This window comes from Thermoanaerobacter mathranii subsp. mathranii str. A3 (assembly GCF_000092965.1).
Classification (GTDB): Bacteria; Bacillota; Thermoanaerobacteria; order Thermoanaerobacterales; family Thermoanaerobacteraceae; genus Thermoanaerobacter; species Thermoanaerobacter thermocopriae.
Map to the genome: position 1 here is coordinate 997,009 of NC_014209.1, position 21,239 is coordinate 1,018,247.

The 21,239-nt window shown below is 33.3% G+C and carries 19 protein-coding genes, 1 tRNA gene, 1 other RNA gene and 1 pseudogene; 20 read left to right on the forward strand and 2 right to left on the reverse strand.

Annotation, left to right across the window (positions count from 1 at the left end; all coding sequences use genetic code 11):
• Nucleotides 1–2: 2 nt before the first annotated feature.
• The 15 genes from TMATH_RS04820 (at nucleotide 3) to TMATH_RS04890 (ending at nucleotide 13,689) form a co-directional block, all read left to right on the forward strand.
• A complete protein-coding gene (locus TMATH_RS04820; protein ID WP_013150173.1) occupies nucleotides 3–701 on the forward strand; it encodes a diacylglycerol kinase in 699 nt (232 codons plus the stop codon).
• Nucleotides 702–712: 11 nt separating this feature from the next.
• A complete protein-coding gene (gene era / locus TMATH_RS04825) occupies nucleotides 713–1,621 on the forward strand; it encodes a GTPase Era (RefSeq protein ID WP_013150174.1) in 909 nt (302 codons plus the stop codon).
• A gap of 36 nt (nucleotides 1,622–1,657) precedes the next feature.
• On the forward strand, nucleotides 1,658–2,329 hold the full coding sequence (gene deoC / locus TMATH_RS04830; RefSeq protein ID WP_013150175.1) for a deoxyribose-phosphate aldolase: 672 nt from the start codon (nucleotides 1,658–1,660) through the stop codon (nucleotides 2,327–2,329).
• 6 nt (nucleotides 2,330–2,335) lie between these two features.
• Nucleotides 2,336–3,082: a DNA repair protein RecO gene (gene recO / locus TMATH_RS04835; RefSeq protein WP_013150176.1), complete on the forward strand. Its 747-nt coding sequence runs from the start codon at nucleotides 2,336–2,338 to the stop codon at nucleotides 3,080–3,082.
• A 14-nt stretch (nucleotides 3,083–3,096) separates the two neighbouring features.
• Nucleotides 3,097–3,507 (forward strand): DUF4342 domain-containing protein, encoded by a 411-nt coding sequence (locus TMATH_RS04840; RefSeq protein WP_012995006.1) that lies wholly within the window; start codon nucleotides 3,097–3,099, stop codon nucleotides 3,505–3,507.
• 108 nt (nucleotides 3,508–3,615) lie between these two features.
• Nucleotides 3,616–5,004, forward strand: a complete 1,389-nt coding sequence (locus TMATH_RS04845; RefSeq protein WP_013150177.1) for a glycine--tRNA ligase — start codon at nucleotides 3,616–3,618, stop codon at nucleotides 5,002–5,004.
• A gap of 462 nt (nucleotides 5,005–5,466) precedes the next feature.
• A complete protein-coding gene (locus TMATH_RS04850; RefSeq protein WP_013150178.1) occupies nucleotides 5,467–6,279 on the forward strand; it encodes a pyruvate, water dikinase regulatory protein in 813 nt (270 codons plus the stop codon).
• Complete coding sequence (ppdK, locus tag TMATH_RS04855) at nucleotides 6,276–8,909, forward strand: pyruvate, phosphate dikinase (RefSeq protein ID WP_013150179.1); 2,634 nt, start codon at nucleotides 6,276–6,278, stop codon at nucleotides 8,907–8,909. The genes TMATH_RS04850 and ppdK overlap by 4 nt, the downstream gene beginning before the upstream one ends.
• A 118-nt stretch (nucleotides 8,910–9,027) precedes the next feature.
• A complete protein-coding gene (locus TMATH_RS04860; protein ID WP_012995010.1) occupies nucleotides 9,028–9,579 on the forward strand; it encodes an HD domain-containing protein in 552 nt (183 codons plus the stop codon).
• A gap of 9 nt (nucleotides 9,580–9,588) precedes the next feature.
• Entirely contained in the window at nucleotides 9,589–11,775 is a 2,187-nt protein-coding gene (gene rnr / locus TMATH_RS04865; RefSeq protein WP_013150180.1) for a ribonuclease R, read from the forward strand.
• 86 nt (nucleotides 11,776–11,861) lie between these two features.
• Nucleotides 11,862–12,332 (forward strand): SsrA-binding protein SmpB, encoded by a 471-nt coding sequence (smpB, locus tag TMATH_RS04870; RefSeq protein WP_013150181.1) that lies wholly within the window; start codon nucleotides 11,862–11,864, stop codon nucleotides 12,330–12,332.
• A 3-nt stretch (nucleotides 12,333–12,335) separates the two neighbouring features.
• Nucleotides 12,336–12,688, forward strand: a transfer-messenger RNA (tmRNA) gene (gene ssrA / locus TMATH_RS11590).
• Between the two features lie 11 nt (nucleotides 12,689–12,699).
• Nucleotides 12,700–12,775: transfer RNA gene (locus tag TMATH_RS04880), tRNA-Ala, on the forward strand.
• Nucleotides 12,776–12,861: 86 nt separating this feature from the next.
• Nucleotides 12,862–13,110: a hypothetical protein gene (locus tag TMATH_RS04885; RefSeq protein ID WP_013150182.1), complete on the forward strand. Its 249-nt coding sequence runs from the start codon at nucleotides 12,862–12,864 to the stop codon at nucleotides 13,108–13,110.
• Between the two features lie 366 nt (nucleotides 13,111–13,476).
• Nucleotides 13,477–13,689, forward strand: coding sequence for an ABC transporter ATP-binding protein/permease (locus tag TMATH_RS04890; RefSeq protein ID WP_003867904.1), 213 nt, complete (start codon nucleotides 13,477–13,479; stop codon nucleotides 13,687–13,689).
• A gap of 340 nt (nucleotides 13,690–14,029) precedes the next feature.
• Here the strand turns inward: TMATH_RS04890 and TMATH_RS04895 are convergent, their stop codons facing one another.
• Complete coding sequence (locus tag TMATH_RS04895; RefSeq protein ID WP_013150184.1) at nucleotides 14,030–14,995, reverse strand: helix-turn-helix domain-containing protein; 966 nt, start codon at nucleotides 14,993–14,995, stop codon at nucleotides 14,030–14,032.
• 101 nt (nucleotides 14,996–15,096) lie between these two features.
• Between TMATH_RS04895 and TMATH_RS12015 the strand changes: the two genes are divergently transcribed.
• Complete coding sequence (locus TMATH_RS12015) at nucleotides 15,097–15,246, forward strand: hypothetical protein (protein WP_013150185.1); 150 nt, start codon at nucleotides 15,097–15,099, stop codon at nucleotides 15,244–15,246.
• A gap of 402 nt (nucleotides 15,247–15,648) precedes the next feature.
• Here TMATH_RS12015 and TMATH_RS04900 read toward each other — a convergent pair.
• Nucleotides 15,649–16,929, reverse strand: a pseudogene (locus tag TMATH_RS04900) (transposase).
• A 288-nt stretch (nucleotides 16,930–17,217) separates the two neighbouring features.
• Here TMATH_RS04900 and TMATH_RS04905 point away from each other — a divergent pair.
• From TMATH_RS04905 to TMATH_RS04920, 4 genes are all read left to right on the forward strand, one after another.
• Nucleotides 17,218–17,655 carry a hypothetical protein gene (locus tag TMATH_RS04905; protein WP_009052074.1) on the forward strand — a complete coding sequence of 146 codons (438 nt, stop codon included), beginning with the start codon at nucleotides 17,218–17,220 and terminating at the stop codon, nucleotides 17,653–17,655.
• Between the two features lie 131 nt (nucleotides 17,656–17,786).
• Nucleotides 17,787–18,851 carry a hypothetical protein gene (locus TMATH_RS04910; RefSeq protein WP_013150186.1) on the forward strand — a complete coding sequence of 355 codons (1,065 nt, stop codon included), beginning with the start codon at nucleotides 17,787–17,789 and terminating at the stop codon, nucleotides 18,849–18,851.
• Nucleotides 18,835–19,962 (forward strand): hypothetical protein, encoded by a 1,128-nt coding sequence (locus tag TMATH_RS04915; RefSeq protein WP_013150187.1) that lies wholly within the window; start codon nucleotides 18,835–18,837, stop codon nucleotides 19,960–19,962. The genes TMATH_RS04910 and TMATH_RS04915 overlap by 17 nt, the downstream gene beginning before the upstream one ends.
• 2 nt (nucleotides 19,963–19,964) lie before the next feature.
• Entirely contained in the window at nucleotides 19,965–20,642 is a 678-nt protein-coding gene (locus TMATH_RS04920) for an ABC transporter ATP-binding protein (RefSeq protein WP_013150188.1), read from the forward strand.
• Nucleotides 20,643–21,239: the final 597 nt, after the last annotated feature.

The window sequence follows — 21,239 nt, forward strand, 5'->3', positions numbered from 1 at the left end:
TTGTGAAATCGAGAAATTTGATTGACAGCTTTAATTATGCGATAGAAGGGATCTTACATGCTTTTAAAACTCAAAGGAACATGAAAGTTCACTTTGCCGTAGCAATATTTGTATTGTTTTTTTGCCTTTTTTTTGACCTTTCCAAAGTAGAATTTGTGGCAATTTTGTTTACTATTTCTTTAGTTTTAATTTCTGAAATGATAAATACAGCTATTGAAACCGCAATTGACATGATGGTTAAAAATTATAATCCCTTGGCTGAAGTCGCGAAAAATGTCGCTGCAGGAGCAGTTCTTATATCTGCAATAAATGCTGTTCTTGTAGCTTATTTAATATTTTTTGATAGGGTAAACCCTTGGACAAAAATAATTTTAATAAGGCTTAGAGAGTCACCGATTCATGTTACAGTTACAAGCCTTTTAGTTGTTGCTTTTTTGACTATAATTTTAAAGGTACATTTTAAAAAAGGAACCCCTATGAGGGGAGGAATGCCCAGCGCTCATAGTGCTCTTGCTTTCGCTACTGCGACAGCTATAACTTTTATGACAGCAAACGCCTTTATTGCTACTTTAGGCTTTTTACTTGCTCTTATGGTGGCTGAAAGCAGAGTAGAAGGTAAAATTCACTCTTTTTCTCAGGTATTTTTTGGAGGTTTGTTTGGAATCTTGATTACGGTGTTGATTTTTCAAATAATCAAATAAGGAGTGATTATATGGGCTATAAAGCCGGTTTTGTAGCATTAATTGGCAGAACTAATGTAGGTAAATCTACTCTTTTAAATGCAATTTTGCAAGAAAAGATTGCTATTACTTCTCCCAAACCTCAAACCACTCGAAATACTATTCGTGGGATTTTGACGACAGATGAATACCAGGTTATTTTTGTTGATACTCCTGGTATTCATAAACCTAAATCTAAATTAAGCGAATTTATGATAGAGGTAGCTAAAAGAACATTAAAGGAAGTCGACCTTATTTTGTATATGATAGAACCAGATACTGAAATAGGACCTGGAGATAGATATATAATTGAGCATTTAAAAGAAGTAGATACTCCTGTTATACTTGTAGTCAATAAAATAGATTTGGTACCGGAAGAAAGAATAGAAGAGACTATAAAAATTTTTAAAAAGGAGTATGCTTTTAAAGATGTAGTGGCTATTTCTGCTATAGAAAATAAAAACATAGACTTGTTGAAAGAAAAAATTGTGTCACTTTTGCCGGAAGGTCCCAAATATTATTTGGAAGATTATATAACAGATCAGCCCGAAAAATTAATAGTGGCAGAAATAATTCGAGAGAAGATGTTACACTTTTTAGAGGAAGAAGTACCTCACGGTGTTTATGTAGAAGTGGAATCTATTAAAGAAAGAGAAGATAAAGATATAGTAGACATTGAAGCATATATTTACTGTGAAAAAGAGTCTCACAAAGGAATTATTATAGGTAAAAATGGACAAATGCTAAAGAAAATAGGTCAAAGTGCACGACAAGATTTGGAAGAATTTTATGAAAAACAGGTTTTTCTCGATCTATGGGTTAAGACGAGAAAAAAATGGAGGGACAATACGACGTTACTAAAGAAATTAGGATATGCCATTGACAAGAAAACTTACGAATAGTAAAGTATTTAGTGGAAACAAAAGGAGGTTATGGTTATGAATATAGCAAAAATGATTGACCACACTCTACTGAAGCCAAATGCGACAAAAAGTGAAATAGAAAAGCTTTGCAGTGAGGCAAAAGAGTATGGATTTGCTTCTGTGTGTATAAACCCTTGTTTTGTAGACCTTGCCTATAGTATGTTAAAAAATACAAATGTTAAAGTTTGCACGGTTATAGGATTTCCATTGGGTGCAAATACTATTGAAAGCAAAGTTTTTGAAGCGGTGGATGCAGTAAAAAGGGGCGCTACAGAAATAGATATGGTACTGAATGTAAGTATGCTAAAAAGTGGAAATTATGATTATGTGAAAAAAGAAATTGAAGAAGTTGTAAAAGCGGTGAAATCTCACGGAGATATAGTTGTAAAAGTAATTTTAGAAACCTGTTATCTCACTGATGAAGAGAAGATAAAAGCGTGTCAGCTCACCCAAGAGGCAGGTGCTGATTTTGTTAAGACTTCTACTGGTTTTGGACCAGGTGGAGCTACTGTAGAGGACGTAAAATTAATGAGGCAGGCGGTTGGTAAAAACTTTGGCGTTAAAGCCTCTGGTGGTGTTAGAACTGCTGAAGATGCTAAGGCGATGATTGAAGCAGGAGCTAATCGCATTGGAGCAAGTGCAGGAGTTAAGATTGCAGAGGAATGGAATAAACTAAAAATGAGTTGATAAAAAATGCGCTTGTTAAAAACAGAAGCAATAGTATTAAAAAATAATTCAATAGGTGAAACAGACAAAATGGCTACCCTTTTTACTAAAAACTATGGAAAACTTCGGGCGGTAGCAAAAGGGGCAAGACGATCAAAGAGTCGTTTTGTGAATGCAATAAGGCCTTTTATGGTTGCCAATTATGTTATTTTTGAAGGACAAAATTATTACTACATTGACCAATGGGAATTAATAGAATCCCATAAAAATATAGAAAAAGACTTAGTTAAATTTTCTGTGGCGTCGTACATTTCCGAAACTGTAAACAAAATTTTAGAGGAAAATCAAAAAAGTGAAAAATTATATCAATTTTTAAAACATTCTTTTAAAGCTGTTAACGAGTTACAAATAGACCCTTTAATTTTTATTGTTTCTTATAACTTGAAATTAGTTTCTTTATTGGGGTATATGCCTCAACTTGATAATTGTATTGTTTGTGGAAAAAGAGAAGATTTAAAATATTTTTCTAATTCTTGCGGTGGTGTAGTGTGTACAATCTGCAAAAATAAATGTTTTGATGCCAGACCATTGCATGAAGTAGCATTAAAAGCTATAAAGTATTTTTTTAAAGGAGATTATGAAAAGCTTCAAAATATTAAAGTTTCAGGAGTTATAAAAGAAGAAGTGGATAAAATAATAACAGCTTATATGAAAGAACATTTGGAAATAGAGCTAAAATCAAAAGATTTTATTGACAAATTACAAAATATGTGAAAGGAGGGCTTAATGTGTCAAATGAAGAATTAGAAAAAATAGATATGATAGTAGAGAGGTTGGGCGTAAGCTATAAAGAAGCAAAAGAAGCATTAGAAAAATCAGGTGGCAGTGTGGTAGATGCATTAATATATATAGAAGAGAATAAAAAAAGCTGGATTGAGACCTTTACAGTTGCCGGTTCAGAAGTTATAGACAAAATAAAAGAATTAGTTAAAAAAGGTAATGTTACAAAAATAAGAATAAAAAAAGATGACAAAGTTATTGTAGAGATTCCTGTAACAGCAGGTGCTATTTCTGCAGTTATAATTCCTCAGTTGACATTAGTAGGAGCGGCAGTGGCTCTTTTAGCAAATGTCACAATTGAAGTTGAAAAACATGATAAAAGCGTAACCGTATTAAAAGAACAAAAGAAAAAAGATTGACAGAAACTTATCTCTTTGGTATTCTTAAATAAGTAACGTCAAAAACCTTTCTTCCCAAAAGGGATGAAGGGTTTTTGCATAATTGCGAGAGAAAAAGGAGTGTTATAGATGCCACAACAGGTTACAATGGATAAAATAGTTGCCCTTGCAAAAAACAGAGGATTTGTTTTTCCAGGGTCTGAGATATACGGAGGACTTGCTAATACTTGGGATTATGGACCTTTAGGCGTAGAACTTAAATCCAATATTAAGAGGATGTGGTGGAAAAGATTTATTCAACAAAGCCCTTATAATGTAGGTATTGATTCTGCTATTTTGATGAATCCAGAAGTGTGGGTTGCATCAGGTCATGTTAGCAGTTTTAGCGATCCTTTAATGGACTGTAAAGAGTGCAAATCAAGATTTAGAGCTGACCAATTGATTGAAGACTACATTAAAGAAAAGGAATTAAATATTTCTATTGAAGGTTGGACGAATGAACAATTGATGGAATTTATAAAAGAGCATAAAGTGCCATGCCCAAAATGTGGTGCCCATAATTTTACCAATATTAGGAAGTTTAATCTCATGTTTAAAACCTATCAAGGGGTTACAGAAGATTCTAAGTCAGAAGTGTATTTAAGACCAGAAACTGCACAGGGGATTTTTGTGAACTTTAAAAACGTTCAAAGAACAACTCGTAAAAAAATACCTTTTGGAATAGGACAAATTGGTAAATCTTTTAGAAATGAAATAACTCCCGGTAATTTCATATTTAGAACGAGAGAATTTGAACAGATGGAATTAGAATTTTTCTGTAAACCAGGAGAGGATATGGAATGGTTTAATTATTGGAGAAAATATTGCATGGATTGGCTTTTAGAATTCGGCTTAAAAAAAGAAAATTTAAGATTTAGAGACCATAAAAAAGAGGAATTATCTCATTATAGTACTGCAACCACAGACATAGAATATAATTTTCCCTTTGGATGGGGAGAGTTGTGGGGAATAGCTAATAGAACAGATTTTGATTTAAGGCAACATATGGAACATTCGGGAGTTGATTTGTCTTATATGGACCCTGCAACAGGAGAAAAGTACATACCATATTGCATTGAGCCTTCTGTTGGGGTAGATAGGTTAATGTTGGCATTTTTAATAGATGCGTATGAAGAAGAAGAGTTAGAAAATGGGGAAACTAGAGTGGTTTTAAGGCTTCATCCTGCTCTTGCTCCCATTAAGGCAGCAGTGCTTCCCTTATCCAAGAAATTATCAGAAAATGCCTATAAGCTCTATGACCAGTTAAGAAATAAATTTGTAGTAGATTACGATGAGACAGGAAGCATAGGTAAAAGGTACAGAAGACAGGATGAGATAGGCACGCCTTTCTGTATTACTTATGACTTTGATTCGGAAAATGACCACTGTGTAACCATAAGAGATAGAGATACCATGGAGCAAGTGAGAATAAAAATTGAAGAAGTAGAGAAATATCTAGAAGAAAGGTTAAATTTTTAAGGGAATCAGAGAAGGTAATGTAAAGTACAACCGAAAAAATCAGGCTTTTGCCTGATTTTTTTAGCTTTTGAGGCATAATATTCTGTGTTATAATATAAAATAAACGAAAAAGAAAGTTGGTTATCTCATAAACTTATGATATAATTATACTAAAGTAATAAACAAATAGAAAACGTTTATAAAAAATATATAAAGAGAATAAAAAATAAAAAAATGGAGGATTTTTAGCCGGCGCTGTCTCATGAAAAACGTAAGGTCCCGGTGGGAATAATTATGACCCGTATGCTTAACATGGTTACAACTTATGATAATAAACTTGTGTATAATTTAGCGGTTAAAATTATGGAGCACTGGGTAGAGAGTCTTCCTGAATAGAAGCTGCAGTACGAAGTGATAGAAAGAGGGATCACTAATATAGCTAATTGTTTGCAAAGCTTGGGGAAAGTTAGGGGGATTTATTGAATGGAAGAAGGAGTATCAATTTACTTGGTTTCAGATTCTAATGTAGATACAGCAGAAAACATTGCGAGTATTGCTGCTGCCCATTTTGATACTTTTATAGAAAAAATAAAAAAATATCCTTATGTGGGTGATAAAAATCAAATAGAAGAAATTATTATGGAAGCAGCAAATGATGCAAATAGCATTATAATCCATACTATGGTGGTTCCAGAATTAAAAGATTATCTTCTTAAAAAAGCACAGAAATTTGGCATAAAAATAGTAGATGTAATGGGACCGGTGATAAATGCTATTGAAGATAGTACTGGTATATCCCCCCATACCAATTTAGCAAAAAATAGCAAAGAGGATTATTTAAAAAAGATTGAAGTAATAGAATTTGCTGTAAAATATGATGATGGCAAAGATGCAATGGGTATATTATTGGCAGATGTAGTTGTTATAGGGGTTTCTAGAACATCCAAAACACCTTTGTGCATGTACCTGGCTCATAAATACATAAAAGCCGCTAATTTGCCATTAGTGCCAGAAATTGAACCACCTCAAGAACTATTTGAAATCAACCCTAAGAAAATATTTGGGTTGACTATAGACCCTAAAGTTTTGGTAAAGATAAGAAAAGAGAGATTAAAATCTCTCGGTCTTGACGCTAATGCTATATACGCTTCTGAAGAAAGGGTTAAAAAAGAGATAAAATATGCTGAGGGGGTGATGAAAAAATTAAGGTGTACTGTAATCGATGTTACAAATAAAGCTGTAGAGGAAACAGCTAATGTGATATTAAACGTATTAAAAGGAGGAGAGACTATATGAGTAAAAAGTATGTGTATTTATTTAGTGAAGGCGACGCTTCAATGAGAGACCTCTTAGGAGGAAAAGGTGCAAATCTTGCTGAAATGACGAAGTTAGGTTTGCCTGTTCCACAAGGATTTACAGTCACAACTGAGGCTTGTACAAGGTATTATCAGGATGGTAAAACTATAGCTCCAGAAATTGTAGATCAAATATATGAATATATGGCTAAATTAGAAGAGATTACACGCAAGAAATTTGGAGACCCAACAAATACTTTATTGGTATCGGTAAGGTCTGGTGCGAGAGTTTCAATGCCAGGTATGATGGATACTATTTTAAACCTTGGCTTAAACGATGAGACAGTAGAAGGCCTTGCTAAAGCTACAAACAATGAAAGATTTGCCTATGATAGCTATAGAAGGTTTATTCAAATGTTCTCAGATGTTGTAATGGGAATTGATAAGAATAAATTTGAGGCTATTTTAGACGAAGTAAAAGAAGAAAATGGTGCAAAATTTGATACAGATTTAACAGCTGAAAACCTCAAAGAAGTAGTAAAAAGATTTAAAGAACTTTACAAAAAAGAAATGGGGGTAGACTTCCCACAAGATCCAAAAGAACAACTTTTAGAAGCTGTAAAAGCGGTATTTAGGTCTTGGGATAATCCAAGGGCAATAGTTTACAGAAGACTTAACGACATACCAAGTGATTGGGGTACAGCAGTAAATGTTCAATCGATGGTATTTGGTAACATGGGCAATGATTCCGGTACAGGCGTTGCTTTCACAAGAAATCCTGCAACGGGTGAAAAAGCTTTATTTGGCGAATTCTTGATGAATGCTCAAGGAGAAGACGTTGTTGCAGGTATTAGAACGCCTCAGCCAATTTCAACTTTGAAAGAGACTATGCCAGAAGTCTATAACCAGTTTGTAGAAATTGCTGAAAAATTAGAGAAACACTACAAAGACATGCAGGACATAGAGTTTACTATTGAAAAAGGCAAACTCTACATCTTGCAGACAAGAAACGGAAAGAGAACTGCTCAGGCAGCTTTGAAAGTAGCTGTAGATTTAGTGGCTGAAGGCTTAATAGATGAAAAGACAGCAGTTTTGAGAGTAGATCCCAAGCAATTAGACCAGTTATTACATCCTACTTTTGAGCCTAACGCGCTAAAAGCTGCAAAACCAGTGGCAAAAGGTTTGCCTGCATCTCCTGGTGCTGCATCTGGTAAAGTATATTTCACCGCTGGTGAGGCGGTAGAAGCTGCAAAAGCAAGAGGAGAAAAAGTAATTTTAGTAAGAACAGAGACATCTCCAGATGACATTGAAGGTATGTCTGTAGCACAAGGAATACTTACAACTCGTGGCGGTATGACATCTCATGCGGCTGTTGTGGCAAGAGGTATGGGTACAGCTTGCGTAGTAGGTTGTGGTGATGCGAAGATAGACGAGCAAGCAAAAGTAATGAGAATTGGTGATATAGAAGTTCATGAGGGAGACTACATATCAATAGATGGTAGCACAGGTAATGTTTATATTGGAGAAATAAAGACTGTTACACCTGAAATAACTGGAGATTTTGCAACTCTCATGAGGTGGGCAGATAAATATAGAAAATTAAAAGTGAAAACTAATGCGGATATACCAAGAGATGCCAAAGTTGCGGTTCAGTTTGGGGCTGAAGGGATAGGTCTTTGCAGGACAGAGCATATGTTCTTTGATGAAGACAGAATTCCTGCTATGAGAGAAATGATTGTTTCAAAGACAGAAGAACAAAGGAGAAAAGCACTAGAAAAACTGTTGCCTATGCAAAGGTCTGACTTTGAAGGTTTATTTGAAGTGATGGGTGACTTCCCTGTTACTATACGTCTTTTGGATCCACCATTGCATGAATTTTTACCACATAAAGATGAAGAAATTAAAGAACTTGCAGAAAATATGGGTATAACTTTTGAAGAACTAAAATCAACAGTAGAAAGCTTAAAAGAGTTTAACCCAATGTTAGGTCATAGGGGCTGTAGATTAGCTGTAACTTATCCAGAAATTGCCGAAATGCAAACAAGGGCTATAATAGAAGCTGCTATAAACGTCAAAAAGAGAACAGGCAAAGACGTAAAACCGCAAATTATGATACCACTTGTAGGTGAACTTAAAGAGCTTAAATATCTTAAAGACATAATAGTAAAAGTAGCTGACGAAGTTATAAAAGAAAACAATGTTGAAATAAAATACCTTGTAGGAACAATGATAGAGGTACCAAGAGCAGCTCTTACAGCTGACCAAATAGCCAAAGAAGCTGAGTTCTTCTCCTTTGGTACTAATGATTTGACTCAGATGACTTTTGGTTTTTCAAGAGATGACGCTGGCAAGTTCCTTGAAACCTACTATGAAAAGAAAATATATGAATTTGATCCATTTGCTAAACTTGACCAAGAAGGCGTTGGCAAGTTAGTAGAAATGGGTACTAAACTTGGAAAACAGACAAGACCTGACCTTGAAGTAGGTATATGTGGCGAGCACGGTGGGGACCCATCTTCTATTGAATTCTGCCACAAGATAGGGCTTGATTATGTCTCCTGTTCCCCATACAGAGTGCCTATTGCAAGGTTGGCTGCTGCTCAAGCGGCAATAAAATACGATAATAAATAATTATTTCGAAGGCAGCAAATCAATTTGCTGCCTTTGAGCATTTTAAAGTTATTTTTTTTGAAAATTCATGTTATAATATTAAGTAAAATTGGTAACTTTAATACCGGGAGGAATTAAAATGGATAGAAACACAGCCTTAGCACTTGTCAAAGAATACGTATCTGATGAGACTCTGATAAATCACATGATAGCTACAGGTGCTATAATGGGAGGTTTAGCTGAAAGATTAGGACAAGATGTTGAAAGATGGGTTGTTACAGGGATATTACATGACATAGACTACCAGGAAACTAAAGATAATCCAGAGTTACACAGTATAAAGGGTGGAGAAATTTTAAGAGAACATGGTCTTGATGAGGAAATAGTACATGCAGTTATGGCCCATAATGAAATTCATGATATTGAGAGAAAATCTCTACTGGACAAAGCCCTTTTTGCAGTAGATCCTTTATCGGGTTTAATTACTGCAACAGCTTATGTGATGCCTTCTAAAAAATTAGAAGAGGTTCAGCTAAAATCGGTAAAGAAAAAGTTTAAAGACAAGACTTTTGCTAAAGGAGCAAATCGTGACCAGATCAAAACTTGTGAAGAATTTGGAATTTCTTTAGACGAATTTTTAGAGATTGCTCTTAATGAGATGAAAAAAATAGCACCACAGATAGGATTGTGAGGAATGGAAATGAATGTGAAGGAAAAACTTTTAGAACTAATGAATGAGGAAAATTATAAACCTTCTAAGATAGAAGAAATAATGAAATTTTTGGATATAGATTACAGTCAAAGAAATATTTTAGAATCGATATTAAAGGAAATGGAAAAAGAAGGCCTCGTTTTTAAAACAAAACGAGGCAAATATGCTATTCCCGAAAGATTAGATTTGGTCAAAGGTAAGATTGAATTTCATTCAAGAGGCTATGGTTTTTTAATTCCAGAAGATAGCAATATAAAGGACATATTCATACCTGTAAGTGGTATGAATGGTGCAATGCATGATGATACTGTTCTGGTAAGAGTTACAAAGAGAGTTGATGGAAAGAGTGAAGAAGGAGAAGTTGTAAAAATTCTCAAAAGGGCAAATGCGACTATTGTTGGAACTTATGAAAAAAACAAAAATTTTGGATTTGTGGTGCCTGACAATAAAAAGATTCACCAAGATATATTTATTCCTAAAGGAGAAGATAAAGGCGCAAAAACTGGTATGAAAGTTGTTGTCAGAATTACCAAATGGCCTGAAGGAAGACGAAGTCCCGAAGGAGAGATTATAGAAGTATTGGGGTATAAAGGAGACCCTGGTATAGATGTAATGTCCATTATAAGGGAATATGATATTCCTGAAGTTTTTCCTAAAGAGGTTTTAAAAGAAGCAGAAGATATACCTACAGAAATTCCTGAAGAAGAGCTAAAAAGAAGAGTCGATTTGACTAACTTAAATTTTGTTACCATTGATGGAGAAGATGCAAAAGATTTGGACGACGCAGTATGTGTACAAAAACTTTCGGATGGCAATTATATATTGTATGTGAGTATTGCAGACGTAAGCCATTACGTAAAAGAGGGTTCTCATTTAGATAAAGAAGCATTAAAAAGAGGATGCAGTGTATATTTCATTGATAGAGTAATACCAATGTTACCACCTAAGTTATCTAATGGTATTTGTAGTCTAAACCCACAGGAAGAAAGACTGACTCTCACTGTTAAAATGAAAATAAACTCTAAAGGAGAAGTTGTAGACCATGAAATTTTTGAAAGTATTATAAAAAGTAAAGAGAGAATGACATATACAAATGTTTACAAACTTTTAGAAGAAAATCATGAAGAATTAAAAAAGAGGTATCAATATTTATTGGAAGATTTTAAAATAATGAAAGAATTAGCTCTAGTGTTACTGGAGAAAAGGAAAAGAAGAGGTAGTGTAGATTTTGATTTTCCTGAAGCTAAAGTAATAGTAGACGAGAAGGGCAGGCCAATAGATATTGTAAAAGTCGAAAGGAATATAGCTCATAGGATAATTGAAGAATTTATGTTAGCAGCTAATGAAACGGTAGCAGAGCACATGCATTGGTTAAATGTACCTTTTGTTTATAGAATTCATGAACATCCGGATATAGAAAAGTTGATTGCTTTTAATAAGTTTATTCACAATTTAGGCTATCATATAAAAGGAATTGAAGGAGGACAAATACATCCGAAGTCTTTGCAAGAGTTAATAAGACAAGTGAGAGGAAAGAGCGAGCAAAGAGTTGTAGAAACTTTGCTTTTAAGGTCTTTAAAAAGAGCAAGATACAGTCCAGAAGACATTGGCCATTATGCTTTGGCGACCCAATATTATACTCACTTTACTTCCCCCATAAGGAGATATCCTGACCTTATAATTCACAGGATAATCAAAGAATACATAAATGGAAGATTAACAGAAAAAAGACAACGTCATTACAACAGAATTTTAAATGACATTGCTATAAAATCTTCTGAGAGAGAAAGAGCAGCAGAAACTGCAGAAAGAGAAATAGAAGAATTAAAGAAAGTAGAGTACATGGCAAATAGAATAGGAAATGTTTATAAAGGAATAATTTCCAATGTTACAAATTATGGATTCTTTGTAGAACTCGATAACACTGTGGAAGGGTTAGTAGATGTTGCTTCCTTGGAGGATGACTATTACCATTTTGAACCAGAAAGATATATTTTGATTGGTGAAAGAAGTAAAAAAGTTTATTCTATAGGTAAAGAAGTTTATGTAAAAGTTGTTCATGTAGATGTGGATAGAAGAGAAATAGATTTTGTTTTAGCAGAAGAGGAAAAAGATAACTTAGAGATTGGTTTAGCGGAGCATAAAAGCGCAGAAACATATATTGACACTATTTAAAAATGTGCTATAATATAATAGCGATGTGATGCCCTATTTGTGACACACAAGTAGGGCAATTTTTCCCTAAAGAAGGTGCTTAAGATTTGACGAAAGAAGAGATTAAAATAATTGTTCAAAACAAAAAAGCCTATCATGATTATTTCATTGAAGAGACTTATGAAGCAGGAATAGCACTTACGGGGACTGAGATTAAATCTATTAGAATGGGGAAAGTCAATTTAAAAGACAGCTTTGCAAGAGTTGAAAACAATGAAGTTTATCTTTATAATATGCATATAAGTCCTTATGAAAAAGGTAATATATTTAATAAAGATCCCTTAAGGACTAGAAAATTACTTCTCAATAGACATGAGATTAATAAACTAATTGGCTATGTGACAAGGAAAGGTTACACTTTAATTCCTACAAAGCTTTATTTAAAACGAGGCCTTGCCAAAGTCGAATTAGCTGTAGCGAAAGGTAAAAAACTTTACGATAAGAGAGAAGATATTGCAAGAAGGGATGCAAAAAGAGAATTAGAAAAGCACTTTAAAGAAAAACAATTAGGCATATAACGTGGGGGTGTATTGGTTTCGACGGGGGCAGTCGAGGTAAAAGTAGCGAGCCGAGTTGTCCGCCAGCTCGTAAAAACGGTGGAGTAAAAATAAACGCAGACAGAGAATTAGCTTACGCTGCCTAATTTAAGGTAGCCGTCCAACCTGAAATGCCCACGTTTCAGGATTGGGCGCCAAAAGAGTGGGGAACTGGTTTTGCTCAGGCTTCGGGGCAAAACCGGAACTTATGAAGCTACCGAGGCGGTTATCCTGTCGCTGGGAGAACCGCTGAGGGAAAGTTAAAACAGCGACTGCGCTCGGAGAAGCTTTTACTGTGACGCCTTCGGACCGGGGTTCGACTCCCCGCACCTCCACCAAAAATAAATATGGGGCTGTAGCTCAGTTGGGAGAGCGCCACAATGGCATTGTGGAAGTCGTGGGTTCAAGTCCCATCAGCTCCACCAGAAAAATCAAGGGTTCTAGGTATCCTGCAAGGTACTAGAACCCTTTTTTGGTGCCTAATTGGTGCCCGTATGGAGGTGTCAAGATTATGATAGACCTGGGAAAGGCCAGACTACGTTTTGAAGAACTAGGGCTTCTGAGCGCAGATAGACAATTTATTTTAAACAAGCCCTTTTTCAGTCCTATAATAGTTAATTTTACTGGTCCTGAAACTATTTTACAAATTTATCTTTCTGTAACTTACGGTTTAATAATGAAGAAAAAGATGAATAACTTTGCCAAAGCGAAATATTGGGAAGATTCAACAACAATTTTGCCATTTTACTGGCAGAAGTAAGAATGTTAGGATAAAATTAAAAGAACACTTGGAAGGTAGAGAAAATTGAAAAAGCTATAGCTTTATTGACGATAGCTTTTCTGCTTAGGATATTGACATATATTAGTGTAACTCCAGCTTATGTGAATGATAAAAAAGTGGTACGACAATAATAATAGCAAAAAAAGAGAACCAAAAGTACATGGAGATATAGGTGATAAAACATTTACAAGCGTTTGTAATAATTATCATTTCTAGGATAGGTTGCAAAAAAGAATTTTATATGAAGGGATTTACAGGTAGATCTGTATTATTTAAAATTTTTCTTCTATGCAAGCTTTATAAAATACATACCATCAATGAAAGAGCTAATAGAATTAGCTACTTTTGAAACAATACGAAAACTATGAGGGTGAGATAAAACTGGATGGGATAGAATTAAGGAGAATAGACAAAAAAGATTTGTTTAAGATAATAACGCTTTTACATCAGAATGTGTTTATATTTGATGGCACAGTAAAGGATAACATAACTCTATTTAATGACAAATACACGGATGAAGAAGTAATAAGAGCAGCGAAGACAGCAGGATTAGGGTAGTTGTTAGAGAAATTGCCAGAGGGCATATACAGCGATGTAGGGGAAGGAGGGAAACTGCTGTCAGGAGGGGAGAGGCAGAGGATAGCGATAGCGAGGTCAACCTCCTTCTTGGTTTTGTATATATTCTAATTCTTACCAAGAAAGAGGTTTTTAATAAGTTTACACAAAATTTTTTACAGTCTCGAGGATGCTGAATAAAATAATTATTCAGCTCCTACTCGATTGTCTGTTAAAAAAAATATTGTTTCACTGTTATCATAAACAGAAGTGTGAAAAGTTTTTGTAATTATAACTATATTTCCTCTATCGAAGAAAAGAAATATTTCTAAATATTTTAATTTCATTCACGACTTTTTATTACAAGCATGTTAGTTTCCTTAGAAATTTCCAAATTATAAAACTTCCTGCAGGACTCCATAATCGTCTTTATAAGTTTTTCCTGACCAGTTATTTCGAGTAAATGTATGGATTTAGATAAAGAGTCTTTGTATTCTTCTCTGCCAAGATGGTACTCTGCAATTGCTTTTCTAAAATACAGAAGTCCCAGACTACTTAAGGTGTTGTTCTTTACACAGGTTTCTATTCCGAGATTTGCATAATGTAAAGATTCTTCAGTAAGAGAAAGTATATGATAGTTATAGGATATATTGTAATATATTTTTATTTTTGTTTCCCATTCCTCTGGTGATAAATTTTCCAAGCAGAACAAAAGCATTTCAAGGCTTTTTTGTACACCTTCTGTTTTTTTGATAATCAAAGCCATATTCATTAAAATTCTAATTTCCATATCGCTGTAGACGAAATCAGTGTAATTAGAAAGAGAAAAGTTGGGAATAGTAAATTCCATCGCTTTTTGAAGCTTCTCCATAGCTTTTTCATAATTTTCATTGATTGTTTTTTCAAAGACAGAGTCAGCGATTAGTAAAAGTTGATTTAATAACTTAGAATAATATAGGCTCATATCAGATTTTTTAAGCAATTTCTTTAACCTATCAATATCATCTCTCAAACTTTCAAAATCTCCGCTTTCGAGTTTCTTTTCTAGAGAGGATTTTATGTCAAAGAAGATAGAATAATCATTTAATCTGTATTTTAGGAGCAACTCATTTAAATCTTTTTTATAAAGGTGTGACAATAACTCTAGAGTTTCATGTTTGGGTATGACTTTACCGTTTTCAATTTTTCTAAGTGTATCTCTGTTAATAAAACCATATTTGGAAACATCGCTTTGGGAAAGTCCCAGAGATTTGCGAATATTTTTAAGTTCTTCACCAAATGCTTCTAAATCGTAATAGAAACCATCCATTTTTTAACACCCCATGCCGATTCAAATCGGCTTGAAATTATTCTGTTTATTAGCTATTATATAGTTAAAAGAAGGAAATGTAAAGAGCAGGTGAAGATGGAATGAAGAAGAAACTATTGATTATGTTCTTTGTTGTAAACATTTTATTTACATCTTGCCTTTTCAACGTATTAGGAGGAGGAAAAGTAGCTCCATTATGGGAAGAAGATGCAATAGAATTGCACTCTTATGACCACATTGGGATGAAGTGATAAAGGGGTAAGTAGTGGAATCCATCCATTTTAACCTAAATCTTTAAATAAGAAGAAAAGCTAGTAAATTAGCAGTATGAACAAAAAGGGATTAAAAAAGTTTATCTTCTCGATATTTATTATTTCAATATCCATATATTTAATGCAAGTATAGTTACACCATTATAGTAGGGAAATACCATGAAATAGGATTTTATGGTAAGGATGTGCAAAATTAATTAAAATAATCATAATCAAAAACCAAAATATGTATGACATACAATATATAGTAATTAACACTGACAATCAAACATAAAGGAAGTGGTAAGAGAAAAGAAAAGACAAAAAGAAGGCTAAAAAAGGGCATAAATATCCTGTAGAAGTCAAATGTTAAAAAATGACATGAAATAGATTCAATAAAAATTAGGCCGATTGCATCAAAGCAACAAGAGATCTAAACTCATCATATTTGCCCAATTTAATGGCTACAATAGCGACAGTAAGCAAAGTAATATGGCCAAAAGTATTAAGGTTGCTCACAGAATTAATATTTCTAACATAAGCCTTTTCAAAATCCAGAGCTTTAAAGCGGGAATTATATCTTTCTGATTCAATTCTCAATTTGTAGACGGCCTTAAAATATAGGGAGTCTCTATTAATAGAAGACCTATAATCAGAAGATATAATAGCATACTTAGTACAGCCTTTATGCTTTTTGCCATTAAAATATTTAGGATGCTTTATAGGGCAGGCAGAATCATCTTTAGAGTTACAGAACTTGCAAACAAATTTTTGCTTAATAAAACCATCAAAATATTGCTTGCCGTCTTTGAGCATTTTAATACCCGCTTCACAAACCATATAACCATCATCAGTCAGAGGGGGATTTTTAGAATTACGCCAGTTTCGAGGAATAAAGCAATGACCGTGGAGAATATTTCTAACATAATTATAAAGTTTCTTAACATCATAGCCTTTATCGGCAATAAAATTAACATACTTAAGGTTAAACCACTTATTAGTCTTTTCAGGTAAAGACAAAGCGACTTCAAAATCGGGGACATCAGCGGGAGTAGTAGTTTCAGCGATAGGCAATCCAGAGATAGCATCAACAATAATGTGATTTTTATAGCCCCAATAAAACTTATAACGTTTATTAGAAGAATCACTAGAAGCAGAATAAACGCCTAATTTGCAGTCTTTATCAGACTTAGGCTGATTATCTTTAGAGAATTTATTTTTAGAAAAAGACTTAGAGTTATTTAACTTAGTGTTAGCTTTAATAGGGGTAGAGTCCATGGAAACAAACTCACCAAAGATAATGCCCATATTTTTGAGGATATTGACTTGATTTTGAAAGATAGAGGTCAAATAATCATGAGAGAACTCATTAATAAAACGGCGGAAAGTCCAATTAAGAAGGAAGAGGTTTAAGGATGTTAAAGCCACAAAGATGAGCAATGATAAGATTATTGCGGAGATAATCTAAAAGGTCAGAAATTGTGCAGAATCTTAAAGCTTAATAACAATAAAAGCTCTAAAAAGTGGATGATGAGAATAACCCTTACGGCCAGGGCCAGAGGAAGGGAATTCAGCTATTGAAGACAGGTCAAGATTTTCAAACATAGAAGAATAGAAATCAATTTTAGACTGAGAAGAGGTAAAGAGTTCAGGTATATTTAAAAGCAATTGAAGCTGATACATGTAGGATTTCCTCCTTCTTAAAAAATTTTTTATAGTGTATATATAATAATTCGACAAATGGGAGGGGAAATCCTACATAAAAGATAAAAAATTCAAGAGTGATAGGAAAAAAATATGTCTGCAAAGTGGCTTAAATGAAGGCTTCTGAATTTTGCACAAGTCTATTTCGTAAATGGATAAAAGGTGATAGCGATAAGAAATATTGTAATAGACTTTTATTTGAATTCGACATTAGTTCATTAAAGCCCCCCTTGAATTTTATAATATTTCAGAAGGAGATGAATGGTGATGAACAAGAAAATAATAAGCCTATTTGTAATTCTTTTGATAGTTACTTTTACTACTTCTGCATATGCGGCAATTACTACCATTGTATATCAGTCAGGTCCAAATCTAGTTAAGTCTACGGAGTACTATCAATACAAATACGTTGGTTACATTCAGTTGAGCTCTGCTTATAATGATAATGGTTGGAGTAGACTACGAGGCTATATAAGGTATTATATTCCTAATACAGATAAAGATACTGGTAGATGTTATACTGACTGGTCACTAAATGGGGAACTCGTCAGTAAAGAGATTACTTTTTATGATACCTTAAATCCCTTTGCTGAAAAAGTACGGTTTGAATATGGATTTGACTCTGTACCATATGGTAGCGGAATTTTACCATTTACTATATCTACACCAATGGTGGAAGTTTTTGAAATAAAAATTGGTAAATAAGACAAACCACTTGTTTATTACACTTGGCAGATAAGAGTGTTTTAAAAGGGGGGCTTTTTATAGGGCTTTCCGGTTCGGAGAAGACAACATTGTATATGTTGTAGTTCATATAATGAGAGGAGAATTAAAAAATGAAAAACAAATTTATACTTTTCACACTGACTTTTATTTTTTCTGTAGCATTTATCATTTTTTCTTTGTTTACATATTTCAGAGCAGATACGACTTTAAAAAATCCTTTGGGGCTTAGTGAGAATTTTGTCGAACTTCAAATTTCTCCTCCTTTTGACCCTCAACTGGCCTTAGACGTTGAAATAGCCCATAAAGTCAAAGAGGAAATGTATAAAATTGTTAAAAATAAAAATATCGTAATGGTATATTGGGACATAGAGGATGTTGGACTTGGTTTATATGATCCAATAAACTTTTATAAGTCAAACTTATTGAAAGAAGGGCGCATGTTTTCTGCTGTGTCTGTTAAAGACATAATCATAAAGGAAGATTCTTATTCTTATGATTACAATGTAAAAAGATTAGGTAGAAATTATATTGAGGACATGATAGAAGGCAAAAAACTAAACATATTAGGAGTATACGACTCAAGACATCCCCTGTATGACAAAACTCATGAGTATATATACAACTATTTTAGCAAGGCTAATAATATTTTTGGCTTTTATTATTTTGATTCTAATTCAAAAGAAGAAGTAAATCAAATTGTTAGTGATATTCAAAAAATGCTGCAAAAATACGGGTATTTATATGACATTACTGATGAAGGGTTTTACAGGGGCAATCTTAAAAATATTATCTCTTCAATGCTGCTTTCTAAAATTTATTTGCCTGTGTTTATAGCCTTTATTTTCGTATGCGTAAATTTGTATTTTTTCTATTATATACTTTTACGTAATCAGAAAAAAGTTATGATTATACATTCAATATTTGGAGCAACAAATGTAAAGCTTTTGGCAAGGTATACAAGAGAAATATTGAAGTACTTATTTTTAAGCTCTGTGCTAGTTGCAATTTTTTACAAACTATTTTTTGCCAGTACTGTTTATGATGTTTCGATCAAAACACTATCAATTGTCGTATTGGCAAATGTCTTATTGGGATATGCAATATGGTTTTTGGCTTTTTTAACTGTTGGCTACAGGTTAAACCGAAAGGATGGAGTATATGATTACGCAATTTAAATTGGCTTTTAAAGATGTTAGGAAAAACAAGTGGAAAATTCTTTTATTTATTTTCCAAATGACAATTTTTTTGTTTTTTACAATTATAATTTTAGAGCAGTCTGTACAGCTGAGTTATTACAGCAAAACACTGAGGATTATAAAAAGTAACAATATAATCTCTTTTAAAGATTACTTAAATAACTGGGAACCTCCTTTTATTGACAAGGAGATATATTATTTTTTTGAAAATCTTTTTGATAGGAGTGGTAATGCGTACTCCGTAATAGAAAATGCAGGTACTACAGAATTTTCACAAGAACATCCCGATGCGAAAATAGTTATAGGGGTTGGGAATTTTGATAAAATTTTTGGCGTTGATAAATACAAAGATACAGAAAAACACTTATACATTTTTATAGGGTCTGATGTAAAAAGCCTCGAGATTGGAGATGAAATTAAATTGGGAATTTTTAATAGGCAAACGTATAAGGTTGATGGCAGATTAGAAAAGGGAGAGGGTTATGTAAATAAAGGCAGATATAGAAGTTTAGACGACAAAGTGCTTGTTTTGACTTCATCAAGAGAAGTAGCAACATTGTACCAAGTAGGAGGGTTTCTTGAGTTAATACAAAATATTCATATTACAAAATCGGAGGAAGGCGAGATTGATAAAATTGTAGAAATGGCAAATAAGACCAAAAAAATTACTTTAATTCCTGAAAAATTGAATTTGAGAAATATAGTTGAAAAGGGCTATAATGAGGATTTCATAAATTTTATATTTTTTTCAAGCTTTCTTATAAGTATGGGGATATTTATAATAGTTGGATTAGTTTCTTTCCTTTATATAATGATAGATCGCAACTTTACAGAATATGTTGTTCATCAAATATACGGGGCTACTAAAAAAGATTTATATTTGCGCGTAACTATTTTTGTGGTTTTGGTTGTCATTTTGCCATTAGCTATGTTTTTAGCTATACCTAATATCCTTTTATTGCCAAGCACTAAGTGGGTATGGTGGTTTGTCTTTACGTTTTATTTTATAACAATATTATTTGTATCCATTTTGTCTGTTGGGAGATTGAACAAAAAGGATTTGACAGCATTTTTTAGGAGGGACAATTAAATATGCTTATAAAAATAGAAAATGTAAAAAAAGAATACATAAGTGGAAAGATAAAGAATGTGGTTTTAAAGGGAGTATACTTAGAAATAAATGAGGGAGAAAAGATTGCTATAGTAGGACCTTCAGGCTCTGGCAAAACAACACTTCTTAATATAATAGGATTATTACTTCCCGCAACAGAAGGGGAGGTTTACTTAGCTGGGAAAAGAGCATCAAGTTTAAAGGAAAAAGAAAGGGCAAAACTAAGAAATAAATTTTTTGGTTATATATTCCAGGAATTTCTCTTAGTAGAAGAAGATACAGTATTTCAAAATATAGAAATACCTCTTTTGTACTCTTTGACAAAGAAGACAAAATCAGAGAAAAGAAAAATGGTTGAAGAAGTTTTGGAAAAAGTGGGTTTGGAAGTTAAAATAAACGAAAAGGTCAGGAACTTATCAGGAGGAGAAAGGCAAAGGGTGGCAATAGCAAGAGCTATAATAAATGACCCTGAGGTAATACTTGCAGATGAACCGACAGGTTCGTTAGATGCAGAAAACGGGGAAAAAATCGTGGACATTTTGGAAAGTTTGGTAGATAAGGGTAAAACTTTATTGATTGTAACACATAATGAAGCTATTGCAAAAAGATGTGACAGGATATTCAGAATAAAGGATGGATATGTGGAGATAGAAGAGTAATACGGTTTTGATTATTTTTTAACACCTCATGCCGATTCAAATCGACTTGAAATTTTTACTATGCATTATATAATTAAGGAAGAAATATGTAAAGGGAGGAGAGGATGAAAAAGCAACCTAAATAATAATTTTTTGGTGTTTATTATTTTGATGCCCTCATAGTACTTTAACATAGGGATGTGCAAAATTAATTAAAATAATCATAATCAAAAACCAAAATATGTATGACATACAATATATAGTAATCAAAACTGACAATCAAACATAAAGAAAGTGATAAGGGGAAAGAAAAGACAAAAAAGGGGCTAAAAAAGGACATAAATTAAATTCTCAATCTATAGACAGCTAGGATTTCCTCTTTCTTGAAAAATATTTTCATGCGGTATATATAATAATTATTCGACAAATGGGAGGGGAAATCCTACATAAAAGATAAAAAATTTAAGAGTGAACAGTAATTACTCCATGGAGTATATTGGTGATCATTATGTTGCTGCTTTTAACAACTCGCCAAATCATCCTGAAAAAAGACTCTTTTCCAATTAGATCCTAGTTGGATACCGAGTAGTTGGGCTGACTATACAACTTTAACATTTA